The 20,850-nt window shown below is 72.1% G+C and carries 17 protein-coding genes; 6 read left to right on the top strand and 11 right to left on the bottom strand.

Going from position 1 to position 20,850, the window contains the following annotated elements; genetic code table 11:
• The first annotated feature begins 3 nt into the window (after window positions 1-3).
• The 4 genes from ACIRJP_RS13500 to ACIRJP_RS13485 are packed head-to-tail and all read left to right on the top strand — an operon-like array spanning window position 4 to window position 3,998.
• Entirely contained in the window at window positions 4-1,032 is a 1,029-nt protein-coding gene (locus tag ACIRJP_RS13500; RefSeq protein ID WP_404172262.1) for an NAD-dependent epimerase/dehydratase family protein, read from the top strand.
• Between the two features lie 8 nt (window positions 1,033-1,040).
• Window positions 1,041-2,096 carry a dihydrodipicolinate synthase family protein gene (locus tag ACIRJP_RS13495; protein WP_404172259.1) on the top strand — a complete coding sequence of 352 codons (1,056 nt, stop codon included), beginning with the start codon at window positions 1,041-1,043 and terminating at the stop codon, window positions 2,094-2,096.
• Window positions 2,080-3,102: a hydroxyacid dehydrogenase gene (locus ACIRJP_RS13490; protein ID WP_404172256.1), complete on the top strand. Its 1,023-nt coding sequence runs from the start codon at window positions 2,080-2,082 to the stop codon at window positions 3,100-3,102. Before ACIRJP_RS13495 ends, ACIRJP_RS13490 begins: the two co-directional genes overlap by 17 nt.
• 47 nt (window positions 3,103-3,149) lie before the next feature.
• A complete protein-coding gene (locus ACIRJP_RS13485) occupies window positions 3,150-3,998 on the top strand; it encodes a fumarylacetoacetate hydrolase family protein (protein WP_404172253.1) in 849 nt (282 codons plus the stop codon).
• Window positions 3,999-4,017: 19 nt separating this feature from the next.
• Here ACIRJP_RS13485 and ACIRJP_RS13480 read toward each other — a convergent pair whose 3' ends face one another.
• The 5 genes from ACIRJP_RS13480 to ACIRJP_RS13460 all read right to left on the bottom strand — a co-directional run bounded on the left by ACIRJP_RS13480 (window position 4,018) and on the right by ACIRJP_RS13460 (window position 10,443).
• Entirely contained in the window at window positions 4,018-5,709 is a 1,692-nt protein-coding gene (locus ACIRJP_RS13480; RefSeq protein WP_404172250.1) for a flavin monoamine oxidase family protein, read from the bottom strand.
• A gap of 47 nt (window positions 5,710-5,756) precedes the next feature.
• Window positions 5,757-6,554, bottom strand: a complete 798-nt coding sequence (locus ACIRJP_RS13475; protein ID WP_404172247.1) for a carbon-nitrogen hydrolase family protein — start codon at window positions 6,552-6,554, stop codon at window positions 5,757-5,759.
• 200 nt (window positions 6,555-6,754) lie between these two features.
• Window positions 6,755-7,207 (bottom strand): Lrp/AsnC family transcriptional regulator, encoded by a 453-nt coding sequence (locus ACIRJP_RS13470; RefSeq protein WP_356089938.1) that lies wholly within the window; start codon window positions 7,205-7,207, stop codon window positions 6,755-6,757.
• A gap of 112 nt (window positions 7,208-7,319) precedes the next feature.
• Window positions 7,320-8,777: an aldehyde dehydrogenase family protein gene (locus tag ACIRJP_RS13465; RefSeq protein WP_404172244.1), complete on the bottom strand. Its 1,458-nt coding sequence runs from the start codon at window positions 8,775-8,777 to the stop codon at window positions 7,320-7,322.
• Window positions 8,778-8,976: 199 nt separating this feature from the next.
• Window positions 8,977-10,443: a GuaB1 family IMP dehydrogenase-related protein gene (locus ACIRJP_RS13460; RefSeq protein WP_376624315.1), complete on the bottom strand. Its 1,467-nt coding sequence runs from the start codon at window positions 10,441-10,443 to the stop codon at window positions 8,977-8,979.
• Between the two features lie 308 nt (window positions 10,444-10,751).
• Here ACIRJP_RS13460 and ACIRJP_RS13455 point away from each other — a divergent pair, with 308 nt between their 5' ends.
• Window positions 10,752-11,774, top strand: a complete 1,023-nt coding sequence (locus tag ACIRJP_RS13455; RefSeq protein ID WP_404172241.1) for a terpene cyclase — start codon at window positions 10,752-10,754, stop codon at window positions 11,772-11,774.
• A 91-nt stretch (window positions 11,775-11,865) separates the two neighbouring features.
• Here ACIRJP_RS13455 and ACIRJP_RS13450 read toward each other — a convergent pair whose 3' ends face one another.
• From ACIRJP_RS13450 to fmt, 4 genes are all read right to left on the bottom strand, one after another.
• Entirely contained in the window at window positions 11,866-12,882 is a 1,017-nt protein-coding gene (locus tag ACIRJP_RS13450) for a sugar-binding transcriptional regulator (RefSeq protein ID WP_376624388.1), read from the bottom strand.
• Window positions 12,883-13,034: 152 nt separating this feature from the next.
• Window positions 13,035-13,718: a ribulose-phosphate 3-epimerase gene (gene rpe, locus ACIRJP_RS13445; protein ID WP_404172238.1), complete on the bottom strand. Its 684-nt coding sequence runs from the start codon at window positions 13,716-13,718 to the stop codon at window positions 13,035-13,037.
• Window positions 13,719-13,909: 191 nt separating this feature from the next.
• Complete coding sequence (locus ACIRJP_RS13440; RefSeq protein ID WP_404172235.1) at window positions 13,910-15,343, bottom strand: RsmB/NOP family class I SAM-dependent RNA methyltransferase; 1,434 nt, start codon at window positions 15,341-15,343, stop codon at window positions 13,910-13,912.
• A gap of 89 nt (window positions 15,344-15,432) precedes the next feature.
• Window positions 15,433-16,365 carry a methionyl-tRNA formyltransferase gene (gene fmt / locus ACIRJP_RS13435; protein WP_358948482.1) on the bottom strand — a complete coding sequence of 311 codons (933 nt, stop codon included), beginning with the start codon at window positions 16,363-16,365 and terminating at the stop codon, window positions 15,433-15,435.
• A gap of 229 nt (window positions 16,366-16,594) precedes the next feature.
• Between fmt and ACIRJP_RS13430 the strand changes: the two genes are divergently transcribed.
• Window positions 16,595-17,134 (top strand): hypothetical protein, encoded by a 540-nt coding sequence (locus ACIRJP_RS13430; RefSeq protein ID WP_404172232.1) that lies wholly within the window; start codon window positions 16,595-16,597, stop codon window positions 17,132-17,134.
• A 124-nt stretch (window positions 17,135-17,258) separates the two neighbouring features.
• Here the strand turns inward: ACIRJP_RS13430 and ACIRJP_RS13425 are convergent, their stop codons facing one another.
• Together ACIRJP_RS13425 and metK are read right to left on the bottom strand one after the other, a co-directional pair.
• Window positions 17,259-19,403 (bottom strand): primosomal protein N', encoded by a 2,145-nt coding sequence (locus ACIRJP_RS13425; RefSeq protein ID WP_404172229.1) that lies wholly within the window; start codon window positions 19,401-19,403, stop codon window positions 17,259-17,261.
• A 130-nt stretch (window positions 19,404-19,533) separates the two neighbouring features.
• On the bottom strand, window positions 19,534-20,742 hold the full coding sequence (gene metK / locus ACIRJP_RS13420) for a methionine adenosyltransferase (protein WP_266735852.1): 1,209 nt from the start codon (window positions 20,740-20,742) through the stop codon (window positions 19,534-19,536).
• Between the last annotated feature and the right edge of the window lie 108 nt (window positions 20,743-20,850).

Genomic DNA, 20,850 nt, shown 5'->3' with positions numbered 1-20,850 from the left:
CCAATGTTCACCGATGAGGCCGCGCTCGAAGAGCGGCTCGCCACCCCCTCCCCCGCGCTCGTCGCCGATCTCGGCCGTCTCGAAGGCGATCTGCTGGTGCTCGGCGCCGGCGGCAAGATGGGCCCCAGCCTGTGCCGGCTGGCCCGCCGGGCGCTGGACGCCGCGGGCCGCCAGGACGTGACCGTGTACGCGGTCTCCCGCTGGTCCGACAGGACCGCCGCCGATGAGCTGGAGGCCGCCGGGGTCTCCACCGTGGCCTTCGACCTGATGGACCCGGCCGCCGACCTGGCCGAACTGCCGGACGCCGGGAACGTGGTCTTCATGGTCGGCGCCAAGTTCGGCTCCGCCGGGGCCCCTTCGCACGCCTGGGCGGTGAACGCCGCGATGCCGGACCGGGTGGCGCGCCGCTGGTCGGGGGCGCGGATCGCCGCGTTCTCCACCGGCAATGTGTACCCGCTGGTGCCGGTCTCCTCCGGCGGCTGCACCGAGAGCGACCCGGTGGGCCCGGTCGGTGAGTACGCCATGTCGTGCCTGGGCCGGGAGCGGATCTTCGGCCACGCGGCGCTGACCCGTGGCACCAGGGTCGCCAACATCCGCCTCAACTACGCGGTCGACCTGCGCTACGGCGTCCTCGCCGACATCGCCTACCGGGTGCAGGCGGGCGAGCCCGTCGATGTGACGACCGGTCACGCCAATGTCGTGTGGCAGGGGTACGCCAACGAGGTCGCGCTGCGTTCGCTGCTGCACGCCACCGACGGCGAGGCGTTCACCCTCAACCTCACCGGCCCGGAGACCGCTTCGGTACGCCGCATCGCCCGTTGGTTCGGCGAGGAGTTCGGCAAGGAGCCGGTCTTCGCCGGCGAGGAGGCACCGACCGCGCTGCTCTCCGACGCGAGCCGCTGCCACTCGCTGTTCGGCTACCCGGACGTCACGCTGCGCACCCTCGTCGAGTGGCAGGCCGACTGGCTGCGCCGCGGGCTGCCGCTGTCCGGCAAGCCCACCAAGTTCCAGGTCCGTGACGGAAGGTTCTGATCCACTCCATGTCCACTCCCTCCCTCGCGCCGACCCCCGCCCTGGACGCGCTCGCCCACGGTGCGGTGATCCCCGCGCACCCGCTCGCCCTGCACGACGACGGCTCCTTCGACGAGCGCCGGCAGCGTGCGCTGACCCGCTACTACCTCGCCTCGGGCGCGGGCGGCGTCGCCGTCGCCGTGCACACCACCCAGTTCGAGATCCGTGAACCGGAGGTCGGCCTGTTCCGGCCGGTCCTGGAGCTCGCCGCCGAGACGATCGACGCCGAGGCCGGCCGGCCGTTCATCAAGGTCGCCGGTGCCTGCGGCTACACAGCGCAGGCCGTCGCCGAGGCCGAGACCGCCGCCGAGCTCGGTTACGACGCGGTGCTGCTCAGCCCGGCCGTGCCCGGCGCGGACGAGAAGGGCCTGCTGGACCGGGCACGGGCGGTCGGCGAGGTGCTGCCGGTGATCGGCTTCTACCTCCAGGAGGCGGTCGGCGGACGCTACCTCTCGCCGCACTTCTGGTCCTCGTTCACCGATCTGCCCAACACGGCCGCGGTGAAGATCGCTCCGTTCGACCGCTACCGCACCGCCGATGTCGTACGCGCCGTGGCCGCCGCCGACCGGGCCGACGAGGTGGCGCTGTACACCGGCAACGACGACGACATCATCGGTGATCTGCTCACCCCGTACGAGACCGCGGGCGGCGGGCCGCGCTGGTTCGCGGGCGGGCTCCTCGGCCAGTGGGCCGTGTGGACCCGCTCCGCGGTGACCCTCCTCGACGACGTCCGCAGGGCGCGCGGCGGGGACCACGAGGCGATGGTGCGCTGCCTGGCCCGGCGCCCCGAACTGACCGACGCCAACAGCGCGGTCTTCGATGTGCGCGGCGCGTTCCGCGGCTGCATCGCCGGGGTCCACGAAGTGCTGCGCCGCCAGGGTCTGCTGGCGAACATCCGGTGCCTGGACCCGGCCGAGACGCTCTCCCCCGGACAGGCCGAGGAGATCAGCCGGGTGGCCGCGGCCTACCCTTGGCTGACCGATGACGCCTTCGTTGCGGAGCACCTCGATGCCTGGCTCTCCTGATCCTGCCGACCGCTCCCGGGTGGTCGTCGCCGTACCGCCGGGCCTGCGGGCCCAGTTCTTCACCGCCGAGGTGTGGCGGGAGCTGGAGCGGGCGGCCGAACTCACCGTCATCGACGACCACTGGGACCGGGCGGCGGTCGCGGCCGCGCTGCCCGGCGCCCGTGCGCTGATCACCTCGTGGCGGGCGCCCAAGGTGGACGCCGGGCTCCTCGGACCGGCCGACCGGCTGGAGCTGGTGGCGCACACCGGCTCGGCGGTCGCGCCCTATGTCACCGAAGAGGTGTTCCGGCGGGGGATCCTGGTCACCCAGGCCGGTGACGAGATGGCCCGCCCGGTCGCCGAGGTGGCCCTCGCCTTCACGCTCTCGCTGCTCCACCGCATCCAGCGCTTCGACCACGCCCTGCGCGGCGGGCTGGAGTGGGCGGCGGCGAGCGAGGCCCCGCCGCGCCACGAGATCCACGGCAGCCGCATCGGCGTGATCGGCGCCTCCCGCACCGGGCGTGCCTACATCGCCCTGGTGCGGGCGATGGGGGCGCGGGTGAGCGTCACCGACCCGTACCTGTCCGCCGCCGACGCCGAGGAGCTCGGCGTGGAGTGCGTACCTCTCGAAACGCTGCTCTCGCACAGCAGGATCGTGGCCGTGCACGCACCCGTCACCGAGGAGACCCGCCGGATGATCGGCGCCGGACAGCTGGCGCTGATGCCGGACGGGGCGGGCCTGGTGAACACCGCCAGGTCGTGGCTGGTCGACGAGGACGCGCTCCTCGCCGAGCTGGCCACGGGCCGGCTGGACGCCGCGATCGACGTGTTCGACGACGAGCCGCTGCCCGCCGACCACCCGTTCCGTGCCCTGCCGAACGTGCTGCTCACCCCGCACCAGGCGGCGGGCAGCGTCGAGTGCCGGCAGCGGCTGGGCACCAGCGCCGTCAACGAGGTGCTGCGGCTGCTCGCCGGGCGACCCCCGGTCCACGCCGTCACCGCCGACGCCCTGACCCGCCTGCACTGAGGCTCGCGGAGCCCCCGATACCCGTACCGTTCAGGAGATTTCACCACATGCGACTGATGCGCATCGGCGAGCCGGGCCACGAGCGCCCGGTCCTCGTCTGCCCCGAGGGCCGTCACTACGACCTGTCCGGCATCACCGACGACATCGACGGCGCGTTCCTTGCCGCGCTCGCCGACAACCCGCACCTGGTGCCCGCCGAGCCGGTGCTCCCGGAGACCGACATCACCGGCCAACGGATCGGCGCCCCCGTGGCCCGGCCCTCCGCGCTGCTCTGCATCGGCCAGAACTACGCGGCCCACGCGACGGAGTCGGGTGCCGAGCCGCCCGAGCAGCCGATCCTCTTCTACAAGTCGCCGAACACCGTCGTCGGCCCGTACGACGACGTGCTGATCCCGCGCGGCTCGAAGAAGACGGACTGGGAGGTGGAGCTGGCCGTCGTCATCGGCCGCCGCGCCTCCTACCTGGACTCCCCCGCCGACGCCGCCGCCCACATCGCCGGCTACGCCGTCAGCAACGACGTCTCCGAACGGGCCTTCCAGCTGGAGGAATCGGGCGGACAGTGGTCCAAGGGCAAGAGCTGCGCCACGTTCAATCCGCTGGGCCCGGTGCTGGTGACGGCCGACGAGGTGGGCGACCCGCAGCAGCTGCGGCTGCGCAGCTACGTCAACAGTGAGTCCCGGCAGGACTCCTCCACCGCGGACATGATCTTCAGCGTGGCGCACCTGGTGCACCACCTGTCGCAGTACCTGGTGCTGGAGCCCGGCGACATCATCAACACCGGCACCCCGCAGGGCGTGGCGCTGTCCGGCCGCTTCCCGTACCTGGGACCGGGCGATGTGATGGAGGTCGAGATCTCGGGCCTCGGCCGGCAGCGCAGCGTCTGCCGGCCCGCGTAACGGACAGCTGTAACGCCCCTCAGTCCTCCGGGAGTTCGACCGGGGCGATGTCGTCGAAGACGTCGCCGGGGCCGGGGTTCGTCGCATCGGTCGCGCCGCCGAACCGGGTCATCACACCCCACACGGCGTTGAGCGCGGTCTGTACGGCGCCCTCGGCCCAGCCGGCCGTCCAGGAGATGTCGTCGCCCGCGAGGAACAGGCCGCGGCGGTCGGCGGGCAGGCGGTCCTGCATGAAGTGGGTGAACAGCCGTCGCTGGTAGCGGTAGTGGCCCGGCAGGTTGGCCTTGAACGCGCCCATGAACCACGGCTCGTTCTCCCAGGAAACCGTCACCGGGTTGCCGATGATGTGCTTCCGGATGTCCACGTCCGGGTAGATCTCGCCGAGCGACTTGAGCATGACGTCCATGCGCTCGTTCGGGGAGAGCGGCAGCCACTTCAGGCTGTCGTCGCACCAGGTGTACGAGAGGCAGATGACGGCGGGCTTGTCGGGGCCGTCGTCCAGGAGGTACGTCCCCCGGGTCATCCGGTCGGTGAGTGTCATCGACATGCTCTCCCGCCCCGTGGTCTCGTCCCTGTCGAGCCAGAACGGCCGGTCGACGGGGACGAAGAGCTTGGACGACTCCATGTAGTGGGTGCGCTCCATCGCCGTCCAGTGGTCGATCGGGAAGAGCGCGTCGTCGCAGTCGATCTTCGAGAGCAGCAGCCAGGACTGCCCGGTGAAGATCGCGGCCGGGTAGGTGCGGATGTCGCCGGTGGCGTCGGTGACGGTGATCCGGTTGCCGGCGGTGCGGGTCAGCCGGGTAACGGCGGGGCGCGGCTCGCCGTTGTGCAGCGAGGACAGCGACGTACCGAGCGGCCAGTGGACGATCTTCTGCGGCTCGCGCTCCCAGAGCCGAAGCGGGAGCTGCTGGCTGCCGCCGACGATGCCCCGGTGGTGGTCGTCCGCCTCGGTGTAGACGACGCGGAGGATCTCCAGGATGGAGTTGGGGAAGTCGGTGTCCCAGCCGCCGGTACCGAAGCCGACCTGGCCGAAGATCTCCCGGTGCCGGAACGACTTGAAGGCGTCGGAGTCGCAGAGGAATCCGTAGAAGGTCTGGTTGTCGAGCTTCTGGACGAGCTTCGCCCAGATCTCCCGGATCCGCGGCACGTCGCGCTCACGCATCGCGCGGTTCATGTCGGAGAAGTCCGCGCCCTCCTCCAGGCAGCGGTTCCAGGCGTCCATCACATCGCGGTAGACCTGCGGCAGGTCGTCGATGGTGCGCGCGTAGTGGGACTCGCCCTTGAGGTCGACGACGGTCGACGGGGTCGCCGGGGAGAGCGGGTTGGGGAACGGCTTCGTCTCCAGGCCGACCAGGTCGATGTAGTGCTGGAGCGCCGTGGAGGACGGCGGGAAGCGCATCGCGCCCATCTCGGCGGTGAGCTGGGGATCGCAGCCGTCGAAGCCGACGGTGCGCAGCCGGCCGCCGATCTCGTCCGCCTCGTGGACGACGGGCCTGAGGCCCATCTTCATCAGCTCGTACGCGGCCACGATGCCGGAGAGCCCGCCGCCGATGACGGCGACCTCGGTGCCGTGCTCGGTCGCCGGTATCTGCCCGATGCCCGCGGGGTGCGCCAGGAAGTCGTCGTACGCGTAGGGGAAGTCCGGCCCGAACATGGTGATCGGCTCGGCGGCGTCGGTGTGCTGGACGGCGTTGGGCACCGTGGACGTCATGGGGTGGGGACTCCTTGCGCGAATGACAGTGGAACGGTGGGGCGGGCTCAGACGAGGGAGCCGTACAGGCCGGGCCGGCGGTCGTGCAGATACGGGTTCGCGGCCCGCGAGGCGCTCAGCAGCGCGGGATCCACCTCGCCGACGACCAGTTCCTTTCCGCGTCCGGCGCGGCTGCGGACGGCGCCGTCGGGACCGGCCAGGCAGCTCAGCCCGACGAACTCGAACTCGCCCTCCGGTCCGGTCCGGTTGACGTACGCCACGTACATCTGGTTCTCGAAGGCGCGGACCGGCACCAGGGACTCGGCGACGAACTGGAAGGGGTGCATCTGCGCGGTGGGCACCAGGAGCAGATCGGTGCCGGCGAGGGCGTGGGCGCGGACGTTCTCCGGGAACTCGACGTCGTAGCAGATCATGATCCCGATGCGTACGCCGTCCAGCTCGGCCTGGACCACGGTCTGCTCGCCCGGGGTGAACCACTCGTGCTCGAAGGAGCCGAAGAGATGGGTCTTGCGGTAGTTGGCGAGCGGTGTCCCGTCCGGGCCTACGAGCTGTGCGGCGTTGAAGATCCGCTCGCCGGCGCGCTCGGGGTACCCGTAGAGGACGGCGAGCCGGTGCCGGGCCGCGATCTCACCGACGGCCAGGGCGGACGGCCCGTCGGCCGGCTCGGCCAGCCGGGGTACCTCGGCCCCGATCGCGTAGCCGGTCAGGAACAGCTCGGGGCAGACCAGCAGCCGCGCCCCGGCGTCCGCCGCCCGCCGCGCCGCCCCGTCGAGCACCTCGAGGTTCTCTGCCACGTGCCCGGGTCGTCCGGAGTTCTGGAGCAGGGCGGTGCGCAACGGCGGCATGGCTGACCTCGGGCGGTGCGGGCTGGCGGGGACGTATCGAAGGTACGGTCCGCCGATCACGCCGGACAAGGCGCGAGCGTTGCGCGTGCACCGTCGATCCATTGCGCGCCGAAGGCCACCGGCGGCGATTCGTTGCGTGCGACGTCTGCGCAGGTCAAAAGGGTGACCTGGGTCTCACCAGGACCGGCGCTCGGGAACTGCTACGGCGCGCCCGAGGAGTACCGCCGCAGCAGCGGCGACAGCACCAGCACGGACTTCGTCCGCTCCACGTACGGCTCGCCCGCGATCCGCTCCAGGACCTGTTCGAAGTGGCGCATGTCGGCGGCGAAGACCTGCACGATCGCGTCGGCCTCCCCCGTCACCGTGGAGGCCGAGGCGATCTCCGGGTAGCGGGCGAGCCCTTGCTTGATCGCCTCCGGCGAGGTGTTGCGGCTGCAGTAGATCTCGATGAACCCCTCGGTCTCCCAGCCCAGCGCCGCCGGGTCGACCCGGACGGTGAAGCCGGTGATGGCGCCCTCGGCGCGCAGCCGGTCCACCCGGCGTTTCACGGCGGGCGCGGACAGGCCGATCATCGCGCCGATGTCCGCGTAGGAGCGCCGGGCGTCTTCGGCGAGGGCGTGGACGATGCGTTCGTCGAGGTCGTTCAGGCGCACGTCGGGCGGTTCACTTCTCTGCGATGGCCGGTTTTCGGGGGCGGCACGGGCCGCCCCCGAAGTAGACCATGGCGCCGCCCGCCCGGACGCGCTCACGGCAGTGTGCGACCGGTCAGAACGGGAACCGCGAACGGCCGTGCTGCACCGAGATCCACTTCTGGGTGGTGAACGCCTCGACCATGGCCTCGCCGTTGAGCCGGCCGAGGCCGGAGCTCTTCTCGCCGCCGAAGGGGACGATCGGCTCGTCGTGGACCGTGCCGTCGTTGATGTGGATCATGCCGGTGTGGATGCGCTGCCCGACCCGTACGCCGCGCTCGATGTCGCCGGTGTGCACCGCGCCGCTCAGGCCGTACGGGGTGTCGTTGGCGATCCGTACCGCCTCGTCCTCGCCGTCGAACGGGACGATGAGCGCGACCGGCCCGAAGATCTCCTGGGCCAGGACGGGGGAATCGGCGGCCAGGCCCGTCAGCACGGACGGGCTCACCAGATTGCCGTCGGCCCGGCCGTGCAGCAGCGCCGTCGCACCGGCCGCCACGGTCTGGTCGACGAGCGAGGAAATGGCCTCGGCCTGCGAGGAGTTGATCAGCGGGCCGATCACGGTGTCCGGCTCGGCGGGGTCCCCGACCTTGAGCGAGGCGACCTTGGCGACGAACTTCTCGGTGAACTCCCGCTCCACCGACCGGTCGATCAGGATCCGGTTGGCGGCCATGCAGACCTGGCCCTGGTGCACGTACCGGCTGAAGACGGCCGCGTCCACGGCGTAGTCGAGATCGGCGTCGTCGAGGACGATCAGCGCGCTGTTGCCGCCGAGTTCGAGCACGGCGCGCTTGAGGTTCGCCGCGCAGACCGTGGCGACGTGCCGCCCCACCTTGTCCGAGCCGGTGAAGGAGATGACCTGCGGAACGGGGTGCTCCAGCAGGGCGTCGCCGATCTCGGCGATGTCGGTGACCACGACGTTGAGCAGGCCGGCCGGCAGCCCGGCCTCCTCGAACACCTTCGCCACCAGCGTGCCGCCGCAGACCGGGGTGTTCTGGTGCGGCTTGAGCACCACCGCGTTGCCGAGCGCCAGGGCGGGGGCGACCGACTTCAGGGACAGCAGGAACGGGAAGTTGAAGGGGCTGATGACGCCCACGACGCCGACGGGCACCCGGTAGACGCGGTTCTCCTTGCCCTCGGTCGGCGAGGGCAGGATCTGTCCGGAGGGCCGCAGCGCGAGCTGGACCGACTCCCGCAGGAACTCCTTGGCGAGGTGCAGCTCGAAGGCCGCCTTCAGCCGGGTGCCGCCCAGCTCCGCGACGATCGCGTCACCGATCTCGGACTCGCGCTCCTCGACGACCCGCAGCGCCCGCTCCAGTACCGCCCGCCGGGCGTACGGGTTGGTGTCGCCCCAGGGCCGCTGGGCGTCCTGCGCGGACCGGTACGCCTGGTCAACCTCGTCGGCCGTGGCGACCGTGATCGAGGCGAGCTTCTCACCGTTGTACGGGTTGAAGTCGATGATGTCCCAGGACCCCTTGCCCGGTCTCCACTCTCCGTCGATGTACTGATGGGCCAGGTCGGTGAAGAAGGACATGAGATCCCTTACCACGGAGGAACGGGCGGCTGACTGGGGTTCATGTTACTTATATTCCAAAGGGGTTGAAGCGGGCAGGCGCGCCGCCGGACGGCCGGAACCGGTCATCCCCACGCCCCGTCGCAGCCGCCCGGAAACGCCGGTGCCCCTCCGGGCCGAAGCGGCCGGGAGGGGCACCGGAATTCATCGGGCCGCGGGATCAGCTCCAGCTGGCGTGCAGCGGCTTGCCCTCGGCGTAGCCGGCGGCGCTCTGCACCCCGACGACCGCCTTCTCGGCGAACTCCGCCAGGGAGGCCGCACCCGCGTAGGTGCAGGAGGAGCGGACACCCGCGATGATCGAGTCGATCAGGTCCTCGACGCCGGGCCTGGCCGGGTCGAGGAACATCCGCGAGGTGGAGATGCCCTCCTCGAAGAGCGCCTTGCGGGCCCGGTCGTAGGCGGACTCGTCCGACGTGCGGTTCTTCACGGCACGCGCGGACGCCATGCCGAAGGACTCCTTGTAGAAGCGGCCGTCGGCGGACTGCTGGAGGTCGCCGGGCGACTCGTACGTACCGGCGAACCAGGAGCCGATCATCACGTTGGACGCGCCCGCGGCGAGCGCCATGGCGACATCGCGCGGGTGCCGGACGCCGCCGTCCGCCCAGACGTGCTTGCCGTACTTCTTCGCCTCGGCGGCGCACTCCAGGACGGCGGAGAACTGCGGCCGGCCCACGCCGGTCATCATCCGGGTGGTGCACATGGCGCCGGGGCCGACACCGACCTTGATGATGTCCGCGCCGGCCTCGATGAGGTCACGCACGCCCTCGGCGGCGACGATGTTGCCCGCGACGATCGGGACCTGTGGGTCGAGCGCGCGGACGGCCCGGACGGCGTCGATCATGGACTCCTGGTGGCCGTGTGCGGTGTCCACGACGAGCGTGTCGACGCCCGCGTCCAGGAGCTGCTTGGCCTTGCCCGCGACATCGCCGTTGATCCCGACGGCGGCGGCGATCCGCAGCCTGCCCTCGGCGTCGGTGGCGGGGGTGTACAGGGTGGCGCGCAGGGCGGCCTTGCGGGTGAGGATGCCGACGAGCCGGCCGTCCGCGTCGACCGCGGGGGCGAGCTTGCGGTTGGCGCCGTCCAGCTTGTTGAACGCGTCGCGCGGGTCGATGTCCGCGTCGAGCAGCACCAGGTCCTTGGACATGACCTCGGAGAGCTGGGTGAAGCGGTCCACGCCGATCAGGTCGTGCTCGGTGACGACGCCTACGGGCCGCTGCTCCTCGTCGACGACGACGCCCGCGCCGTGCGCGCGCTTCGGCAGCAGTGACAGGGCGTCGGCGACCGTCTGGCCCGGGGCCAGCACGATCGGCGTGTCGAGCACCAGGTGGCGCGTCTTCACCCAGGAGATGACGTCGGTGACGACCTCGATCGGGATGTCCTGCGGGATGACGACGATGCCGCCGCGGCGGGCGATCGTTTCGGCCATCCGGCGGCCCGCGATGGCCGTCATGTTCGCGACGACGAGAGGGATGGTGGTGCCGGTGCCGTCGGGCGAGGAGAGATCGACACCCTGGCGGGAACCGACTGCCGAACGGCCCGGGACCATGAAGACGTCGTCGTACGTGAGGTCGTACGGGACCGAGGGGGACTCTGTGTAACGACCAGTACCGGGCTCTAGGAAACGCATAACGCTCATTTTTTCATACGAAACGGAGCAGGTCGCCTCCACGAAAACACAACAAATGGCACCCGTGTTCGTATATTCCTCCGAGGGAACCGGACGGGCGTCCCGGGCAGGTGAAACCTCGCCTTGCCCGCGGACCCTACCCGAAAGGCATTGGAATCATTCGCGATCATCTTCCCTGGACCTGGTGACAAGGGGTCGGGTAGCTTCAAATCCGCAGGTCCCGTGGGTCTCGTCTACGCCCCGGAGGAACAGCCGGAAGGGTCACAACTTCCGTCACCCGTACGACCGGAGAGGATCACGACCCACTCGTGGAGAGCGAACTGCCGGACATCTACTGCCCGTTCCCCCAGCGCACCAACCCGAACGTCGGAAGCACCCGGGCCCATCTCGACGAATGGACCCGCAACACCGGCCTGGTGCACCGAGATTCAGCCAGGGAACGCTTCGAGCAGGCGGACTTCGGCGCCTTCGTCGGCATGGTGTACCCGACCGCCGACAGCAAGAGTCTCGACCTCGTCGCGGACTGGTTCGTATGGCTGTTTCTCGTCGATGACCAGCTCGACGACGGCCACCTCGGCCGCAGCCCGGAAAGGGTGCGGGACGTGGTCGAGCTGATGCGGACCGTCATCGCGGGCAAGGAGCCGGCCCCGCTGCCGGACGGGCGGCTGCCCGCCGCCGTGGTCGCCCTGGCCGACCTGTGGGAGCGGACGACGCCGGCCGCGGCCCCGCACTGGCGCACCCGGTTCGGGTGGCATCTCACCACGTATCTCATGACGACGACCACCTGGGAGGCGGGAAACCGGGCCGCCGGGGTGGTGCCGTCCGAGGAGACGTACATCGCCAAGCGGCGCCACACCGGCGCGATACATGTCTGCATGGACCTGATAGAGATCGTGGCCGGGATCGAGGCTCCCGAGTCGATCCACAACGACTCCCGGTTCATCACCGCACTGGAAGCCTCGTGCAACGTCGTGTGCTGGGCCAACGACGTGTACTCGTACGAGAAGGAGCAGGTGCTCGGCGAGATCCACAACCTCGTCCATCTGGTCCGGCACCATCGCGGCTACGGAAAGCGGCAGGCACTCGAACTTGTCTGCGCGGAGATCGCGAGGGAGACGGAGCGCTTCCTCACCGCCGAGGCCGAGCTCCTGGCGGCGTACCCGCAGCTGTCCTGGATGCTCACCCCGTACCTGGAAGGGATGCAGAGCTGGATGCGCGGCAACCTGGACTGGTCGCGGCAGACCCCGCGCTACAACCCCGCCGATGTGAGCCAGTACGAGGAGCCCGAGGAGTACCTGGAGGCGGCGGTCCTGGGCACGGTCCGGGACTGAGCCGCCGCACAGTACGACGCCCGGACGACGTGTGCGCCGTCCGGGCGTCGTGCTGTCCGGACATCGTGCCGTCCGGGCGTCGTGCTGCCGCTCAGTCGCCGTCCGGGTCGGCCCGCTCCAGCGCCGGCCGCTGCGGTGCGGCCGACTCCGTCAGCAGATATTCGGCCGCCGCCGTGTCCGTCACCAGGCTGGTGACCAGCCCGGACCTCAGCACCGCCCCGATCGCCGCGGCCTTGCGCTGGCCGCCCGCGATCGCCACCACCTCGGGGATCCGGCGCAGCCGGTCGGCCTCGACCGTGATGCACCGCTCCCCCAGGTCCCGGCCGACCCGCCGCCCCTCGGTGTCGAAGAGGTGTGCCGACATCTCCGCCGCGACGCCGAGCGAGGCGTAGTGCGCCCGCTCCTCGTCGCTGAGCATGTCGTGCACGGTCGAGATGCCCGGCTCCCAGGAGCCGATGGAGACCGCCGCGACGGTCACCTTGTCGAAGTACTCGAAGGCGCGGGCGATCCCGGTCTGGTGGCGCAGCGCGGCGGCCGTCGCCGGGTCGGGCAGCAGCATCGGTGCGTAGATGGGGTGGGCCTCGCCGCCGGAGACCTGGGCGGCGCGCCGTACCGCCTCGACGGAGCCGCGCTCGGCCGTCCCCGCGTCGTACACCCCGGTGAGCTGGACGACCGTGCACGGCGGCAGCCGGTCGAGCGCCGCGGCCATGTGGATGGTGGACCGGCCCCAGGCCAGCCCGAGCACATCGCCCTCGTTCACCAGTTCGCCGAGGAGATCGGCCGCGACCTCGCCCAGGTTCTCCGGGTCCGGTGCGTCGTCCTGCTCCTCGGCCGGGGACTCGACCACGACCGCGTGGCGCAGTCCGTAGCGGGCGCGGAGCGCGTCGGAGCGCTCGGCGTCCAGTTCGGCGGGGACGCGGATCTCGATCCGTACGAGGTCGCGCTCGAGAGCCGTCTCCAGGACCCGGGCCACCTTGAAGCGGCTGACGCCGAACTCCTCCGCGATCTGGATCTTCGACTTTCCCTCGAGGTAGAAGCGGCGGGCCATGGCCGCCGCCTGCACCAGCTCCGCGGGCCCCATCCGCAGGGCGGACCGGCCCGCCGACATTGCAGACACCGCGATCTCCTCACTGCTGTTCACACTCTCGATACGCCGTTCATCCTGTCAGATCCGGCGTTCCTTGATCGGTCCCGTCGGACCGAGTTCATCTGTCCTTGGCCGGGCCGACCCGCAATCGGGTACGGGAACCGGTTCGGGTGTCAGTGACCGCACGCCCAGGCCGCCGAGGCGGTGGCCCTGTCGGCCTCGGCGCGCAGGGCCCGCACGGCTTCGGCCGGGTCGCTCGCCCCGTACACCGCCGAACCCGCGACGAAGACGTCCGCACCGGCCTCGGCGCACCGCTCGATGGTGGAGGCGGAGACGCCGCCGTCGACCTGGAGCCACAGTTCGAGGCCGTGCTTGGAGATGAGCTCACGGGTGCGGCGGATCTTCGGCAGCATGATGTCCAGGAAGGCCTGGCCGCCGAAGCCCGGCTCCACCGTCATGATCAGCAGCATGTCGAGCTCGGGGAGCAGGTCCTCGTACGGCTCGATGGGCGTCGCCGGCTTGAGCGCCATGGAGGCACGGGCGCCCTTGGCCCGGATCTCCCGGGCCAGCCGCACGGGCGCCGCCGCGGCCTCCACGTGGAAGGTGACGGAACCCGCGCCGGCCTCGACGTACTGGGGCGCCCAGCGGTCCGGGTCCTCGATCATCAGATGGCAGTCCAGCGGGGTCTCCGTGGCCCGGCTGAGCGATTCGACGATGGGCACGCCGAGGGTCAGATTGGGCACGAAGTGGTTGTCCATCACATCGACGTGGAGCCAGTCGGCGCCTTCGACCGCCTTCGCCTCCTCGGCGAGACGGGCAAAGTCGGCGGACAGGATGCTGGGGTTGATCTGGGCCATGTCCCAAGCCTGCCATGCTCCGCGCCACTTCCCCGCCCCGGTGCGGGCCAAAGCCTCACGGGATCATTACAGTTCGCGCGATCCAGGTGCTCCCGGCCGCACGATCCGGGCGTTTCGGTCCCGGGCGGGTGGTTCGGGGCCCGCCGCTGCCGGAACGGGTGCGGCCCCGAGGTCCGCCGCCGTCGAAGGGGTCAGGCGGTACGTCGCAGCAGTGCCAGGTACATCGCGTCGGTGCCGTGCAGATGCGGCCACAGCTGGACGTCGGGGCCGTCGCCCAGCGCGGGCACACCCGGCATCAGCGGGCGGGCGTCCACCCACTCGGCCTCCACGGGCTGACCACCGCGCCCCTTGAGCACGTCCTCGACGACCACCCGGGTCTCCGCGAGGTGCGGCGAGCAGGTCGCGTAGCCGACCACGCCGCCGACCCGCACCGCCTTCAACGCCTCGCGCAGCAGGCCCCGTTGGAGCGGAGCGAAGTTCTCCAGGTCCTCCTTGCGGCGGCGCCAGCGCGCCTCCGGGCGGCGGCGCAGGGCACCCAGACCCGAGCACGGCACGTCCATGAGGACCCGGTCGAAGCTTCCGGGCTGCCACGGCGGGCGGGTGCCGTCGGCGGTGATCACCTGGTACGGGCCGGGGTTGCCGGCCAGCGCGCGCTCGACGAGGCGGGCCCGGTGCGGCTGCTTCTCGGCGGCGAGCAGGGCGGCGCCCCGTTCCGCGGCGAGCGCGGCGAGCAGGGCGGCCTTGCCGCCGGGGCCGGCACAGCCGTCGAGCCAGCGGCTGTCGCCGCCCTCCACGGGCGCGTTGGCCAGGGCGGCGGCCACCAGCTGGCTGCCCTCGTCCTGGACCCCGGCCCGGCCCTCCTGGACGGCGGTCAGCGCGCCGGGCTCGCCGCCCTCCGCCATTCGTACGCCGTACGGGGACCAGCGGCCCGGCAGGCCGTTCTCGTCGCCGAGAACGGTCAGCAGCTCCTCGGTGGTGGAGCGGCCGGGGCGAGCGACCAGGGTGACCTCGGGCCGCTCGTTGTCCGCTTCCAGCAGGTCCTCGATGCCGGCGCGGCCGCCGCCCAGCGCGTCCCACAGCGCGGAGACCACCCACCGCGGATGTGAGTGCACGACCGCGAGGTGGTCCTCGGCGTCCTCCTCGTACGAGGGGGCGACCTTGGCCACCCAGCCGTCAAGGTCGTCCGCGGAGACCTTGCGCAGCACCGCGTTGACGAACTTGGCGCGCCCCTCGCCGAGCACCACCCGGGCCAGCTCCACGCTGGCGGAGACCGCCGCGTGGGTGGGGATCCGGGTGCCGAGCAGCTGGTGGACGCCCATGTTCAGCACGTCCAGGACCGGCGGGTCGACCTCGCGCAGCGGCCGGTCGATGCAGGCCGCGACGATCGCGTCGTACGTCCCCTGGCGGCGCAGCGTCCCGTAGACCAGCTCGGTCGCCAGCGCCGCGTCCCGGTTGTCGAAGTCGCCCTTGGCGCGGGCCTTCTTCAGCAGCGGGGGCAGGACGAGGTTGGCGTACGCGTCCCGTTCGTCGACGGCCCTGAGGGCCTCGAAGGCGAGGAACCGGACGGGGTCCTTCTTGGGGCGGCGGTGCGGCTTGGCGGGACGGCGACGCTGCTGGTCGTTCACGTGAAAGGTGCTCCGCTGATGGTGAGGGGGCGAACCCTCCCACCCTACGTCGCCGCCCCGGTCCCCCAGAGCCTCGGCGCCCGAGGGGCTCAGCTCTCCAGCAGCTCGCCGTGGGCGATCCGCACCCCGCGGGCCCAGTCCGCGGCCCGCATCGGCTTCTTGCCCTGGGGCTGGACCCAGAGCAGCTCGACCGCGTGCGATCCGGTGCCCACATACACGTTGTTCTTGGCCGCCGACAGCTCGCCGGGCGCCAGATCGGCACGGTCCAGCACGGGCACCGCCTGGATCAGCTTCAGCCGCTCCCCCCGGAACAGCGTCCACGCGCCGGGCGCGGGCGTGCAGCCGCGCACCACGCGGTCGACCCGCAGGGCCGGGGCGGACCAGTCCACCTGGGCGTTCTCGACCGTGATCTTCGGTGCGAGGGTGATCCCGTCGGCTGGTTGCGGCACGGCGTGCAGGGTGCCGTCCTCGATGCCGTCCATCGTGGCGACGAGCAGCCCCGCACCGGCGAACGCGAGCCGGGTGAGCAGGTCGCCGCTGGTGTCGGTGGGACGCACTTCCTCGGTGAGTACGCCGTAGACCGGGCCGGAGTCGAGCCCCTCCTCGATCAGGAAGGTCGACGCGCCGGTCACCTCGTCCCCGGCCATGACCGCGTGCTGTACGGGGGCCGCGCCGCGCCAGGCGGGCAGCAGCGAGAAGTGAAGGTTGACCCAGCCCCTGGCGGGGACGGCGAGCGCCTCCTTGGGGAGCAGCGCACCGTAGGCGACGACCGGGCAGCAGTCCGGGGCGATCTCCCGCAGCCGGGCGAGGAAGTCCTCGTCGCGCGGCCGGGCGGGCTTGAGCACCTCGATACCGGCTTCCTCGGCGCGCTCGGCGACGGGGCTGGCGACCAGTCGGCGGCCGCGCCCGGCGGGGGCGTCGGGCCGGGTCACGACGGCGGCCACCTCGTGCCGGTCGGAGGCGATCAGGGCGTCCAGGGCGGGTACGGCTACCTCGGGGGTGCCTGCGAAGACGAGCTTCATGGGTGGCTGACTGCCTCTCGGGCCGGAACGTACGGTGACGAGCAACGCACAAGTCTATTGGCCCGGCGGCCGGGGGGCGTACGCATGACCGCGCGCCCCTTTGGAGGGCGCACGCGCCCCTGAAGCGTGACCAGATCCACAGCTGAGGCGTTGGTCAAGAGAGATTGACCGAAGCGAGCCGCCACGGTGCGGCCCGATCCCTTTCAATGCCGGTTCGAGAGGCTTCTTCATGGCCGACCACGCAACCCACGACGCCCAAGCGAGGGCCAGTCTGCATCTGTTGGTGCGCGACATCGAGCGGGTCCGGCGGCAGGTGGACGCGCTGCGCACGCTCACCGCCCAACTGGGCAACGTCTACCGTCCGCGCCGCTCCGGCCCGTCCACGGGCTTCGTCGTCTACGGCAGGGCCCCGGCCCCCACTGTCAGACTGGCCCAGGAACTTCGCGACAGCGTCGAGACCCTGGTCACCGCCGCGGTCGACTTCGACCGCTCGCTGGGCTTCTCCTGGGACGCGGTGGGCTCCGCACTGGGGGTCACCAAGCAGGCGGTGCACCGCCGCTACGGCGCGCGCCGCAACGCCCGCCAGCCGGGAGCGGCCGATTCCGGCGCGGAGACCGCGGTGCCGCGCCCGCTGCCGGGCTCCGCCAACCCGTCCGCGTTGCCGCCCGTCGTGCCCGCCGCGCGCTCCATGCCGCCGCAGCCGTCGGACCGTCCGTCACTGCGCGATGACCTGCGCCCGGGCGTCTTCCCCGGCCCGCGCAACGGCTGACCGCCCCGCCCACTGCCCCGCCGCGCCCGACGCCCGGCGGGGCAGCCGCATACCGCCTCCGGGCTCCCGGCCGCCGAACGGCCCCGGGCGTCACGCGCTCCGTCGCGTCGCCCGGCCCGCCCCGTCACCCGATGTCCGGCGGATCCACTCTGATCCGGACCTGCTCGCCGCTCCCCCGCGACATCCGGGCCGCCTGCGCGGCCTTCAACGCGGCCGCCAGCGCCGCCCCGCTGCCCGGAGGCACCCTGAGCAGCGCACGCTCCCAGGACTCCCCGGGGGGCGCGTCCCCGGGTCTGCGGGGCCTGCCCGGTCCGGTGACCGGCACCGGGACCGGGCCCAGAACCTCGGTCTCCGGCGGCAGCTCGGCCGCCGCGAGGTACCCGGCCAGCGCCTCGGGCGTGCCGGTCACCGAGGCCATCCGGGACACCGGGGGGAAGCCCAGCTCGGCCCGCTCCGCCAGCTCACGACGGGCGTGGCCGACCGGGTCCCAGCGCACCAGGGCCTGCACCGGCCGCAGCGTCGGCTCGGCGACGACCACCACCGTGCCGCCCTCCGGCTGGCCGCGCACCAGCGAGGCCGCGGCCGTCCAGCGGCGCAGCGCCTCCTCGCCGGCCCTGAGGTCGGGGCGGCCGACCATCGCCCAGCCGTCCAGCAGCAGCGCGGCCGCGTAGCCGCCCTCGGCCACGGGCTCGGCGCCGGGGGTGCTGACGACCAGCGCGGGCGTGCCCGGCACCGAGTCGAGGATGTGGTCGCGGCCGGAGGTCCGCACCGGCACGGCGGGGAACGCCCGGCCGAGCTCCTCGGCCGTGCGGCGAGCGCCGACGATCTGGGCCCGCAGCCGGTTGGAACCGCAGGCGGCGCAGTGCCAGGAGGTCTCGGCCCGACCGCACCAGGCGCAGTCGAGCGCCTGCTGGTCCGGCGCCTGAAGCGGGCCCGCGCAGTGCCGGCACCGGGCAGGCTCACGGCAGCGCTCGCAGGCCAGCCGCGGCGCGTATCCCCGGCGCGGCACCTGGACCAGGACGGGACCGCTGCGCAGCCCGTCCCGTACCGTCTGCCAGGCCAGGCTGGGCAACCGGGCGGCCCTCGCGGCCCCGTCCCGCGCCAGCTCGCCGTCGCCGACCGTGCGGACGAGGGGCGCCGCGGTCCGCAGCTGCTCCCGGTCCGCGCGCAGCGGCAGCGCCCAGCCGCTCTCCACCAGCTGGGCGGCCTCCACCGTGCAGCTCGTACCGCCGAGCAGGAAGGCGCAGCGGCCGTGCGCGGCCCGAAGTTCGAGCACTTCGCGGACGTGCGGGAAGGGGGCGTTGTCGTCGCTGTGGCTGGCGTCCCCGTCGTCCCAGACCGCGACCAGGCCGAGGTCCGCGACCGGCGCGAACATCGCCGCTCTCGTCCCGACGACCGCCCGTACCGAGCCGCGCCGCACGGCGAGCCACTCCCGGTACCGCTTCTCCGGCCCGGAGTCGGCGGTCAGCAGAGCGTGACGCCCGGGGCCGAGCAGCGCGGTGAGTGCGGCGTCCACCCGCCCGGCGGTCCGGCCGTCGGGGACGACGACGAGGGCGCCGCGCCCGGACGCGAGGGTCGCGGCCATGGCTCTGGCGACCTCCTCGGGCCAGTGGGGTCCGGGCAGCGCGGTCCAGACGGCCCGGGGGGCACCGCCCTCGGCCAGCGCCCGCAGGAACGCCGGCCCCTGTGCGTACCGCTCCCAGCTCGCGGCCGACGGCGCGGGCGGCGGGGGCAGCGGCTCGGGCGACGGTCTGGACTCGGCTCTGCCGTTCCGGGGCGGCACTGCGAGTTGGAGCACATCGGCGAGGCTGCCCGCGTAGCGGTCGGCGACGGCCCGCGCGAGCGCGAGCAGCTCGGGGCCCAGCACCGGTTCGGTCGATACGACGGAGGCGAGCGCCGCGAGGGCACCCGGGTAGTCCGACTCGGCGAGCCGCTCGACGAGGAAGCCGTCGATCAGTCCGCCGCCTTCGCGCCTGCCGCCGCGCACATTGCGTCCGCCTGCCCCGAAGCGGACCCGCACCCGCACTCCCGGCCGGGCCTCGGCGTCGAGCTCCTCGGGCACCGCGTAGTCGAAGTACTGGTCGAGGTGGAGCACGCCCTTGTTGACCAGCACCCGGGCGACGGGAAGCTCCTTGGCGAGCGCGGCGCCGCGCCAGGTCCGCGGCTTGGCCCGGGGCACCTTGGCCTTGCGCACCGTCTCCCGGATCAGCGCAAGCTGCTCCGGGGCCCCGTCTCCGGGGTCCGCAGACCGCTCGTTCTCGCTGCTCACAGCCAAATTCCTACCAGACACGACTGACAGCGGCGCCTCGAGGCGGTGCCGGGACGGGACGGGACGCACCGGGGCCCGGACACCATGTGCGGTGTCCGGGCCCCGGCGTACGGACGAAAGAGCGGCGGGCCTACAGCCCGGCCGCCGCGCGCAGCGCGTCCACGCGGTCGGTGCGCTCCCAGGTGAAGTCGGGAAGCTCACGGCCGAAGTGGCCGTAGGCCGCGGTCTGGGCGTAGATCGGGCGGAGCAGGTCGAGGTCGCGGATGATCGCGGCCGGGCGGAGGTCGAAGACCTCGCCGATGGCGTGCTCGATCTTCTCGGTGTCGACGGCGGCGGTGCCGAACGTCTCGACGAACAGGCCGACCGGCTCGGCCTTGCCGATCGCGTAAGCGACCTGCACCTCGCAACGGGCGGCGAGGCCCGCGGCGACGACGTTCTTGGCGACCCAGCGCATGGCGTAGGCGGCCGAGCGGTCGACCTTCGACGGGTCCTTGCCCGAGAAGGCGCCGCCGCCGTGACGGGCCATGCCGCCGTAGGTGTCGATGATGATCTTGCGGCCGGTCAGACCGGCGTCGCCCATCGGGCCGCCGATCTCGAAGCGGCCGGTCGGGTTGACCAGCAGCCGGTAGCCGTCGGTGTCCAGCTTGATGCCGTCCTCGATCAGCTGCCCGAGCACGTGCTCGACGACGAACTCGCGGATGTCGGGCGCGAGCAGCGAGTCGAGGTCGATGTCGCTGGCGTGCTGCGAGGAGACGACGACCGTGTCGAGGCGGACGGCCTTGTCGCCGTCGTACTCGATGGTGACCTGGGTCTTGCCGTCGGGGCGCAGGTACGGGATGGTCCCGTTCTTGCGGACCTCGGAGAGCCGGCGGGAGAGCCGGTGCGCGAGGTGGATCGGGAGCGGCATCAGCTCGGGCGTCTCGTCGCAGGCGTAGCCGAACATCAGGCCCTGGTCGCCGGCGCCCTGCTTGTCGAGCTCGTCCTCATCGCCCTCGACCCGCTTCTCGTACGCGGTGTCGACACCCTGCGCGATGTCGGGAGACTGCGCCCCGATGGACACCGAGACACCGCAGGAGGCGCCGTCGAAGCCCTTCTTCGAGGAGTCGTAGCCGATCTCCAGGACCTTGTTGCGTACAAGGGTCGGGATGTCGGCGTAGGCCTTGGTCGTGACCTCACCCGCAACATGCACCAGACCGGTGGTGATCAAGGTCTCGACGGCGACGCGGGACCGGGGGTCCTCGCGCAGCAGCGCGTCGAGAATGGTGTCGCTGATCTGGTCAGCGATCTTGTCGGGGTGACCCTCGGTGACGGACTCCGAGGTGAAGAGACGGCGGGACACATCGCTCCCTGGGGTTGCAGCGGCTGCTGGCTGATCATTTGGCGGACCGCCGGGAGCTGCGCCCGGCACGGTCCGGGGGTCAGTTTATCGTTCGCGCCCGTCCGGCGG

The sequence above is a fragment of the Streptomyces sp. NPDC102437 genome (genome assembly GCF_044765565.1).
In the GTDB taxonomy this organism is placed as follows: Bacteria; Actinomycetota; Actinomycetes; order Streptomycetales; family Streptomycetaceae; genus Streptomyces.
The sequence above is the reverse complement of the archived record's forward strand: the minus strand, read 5'-3'. Positions and strand labels throughout refer to the sequence as shown.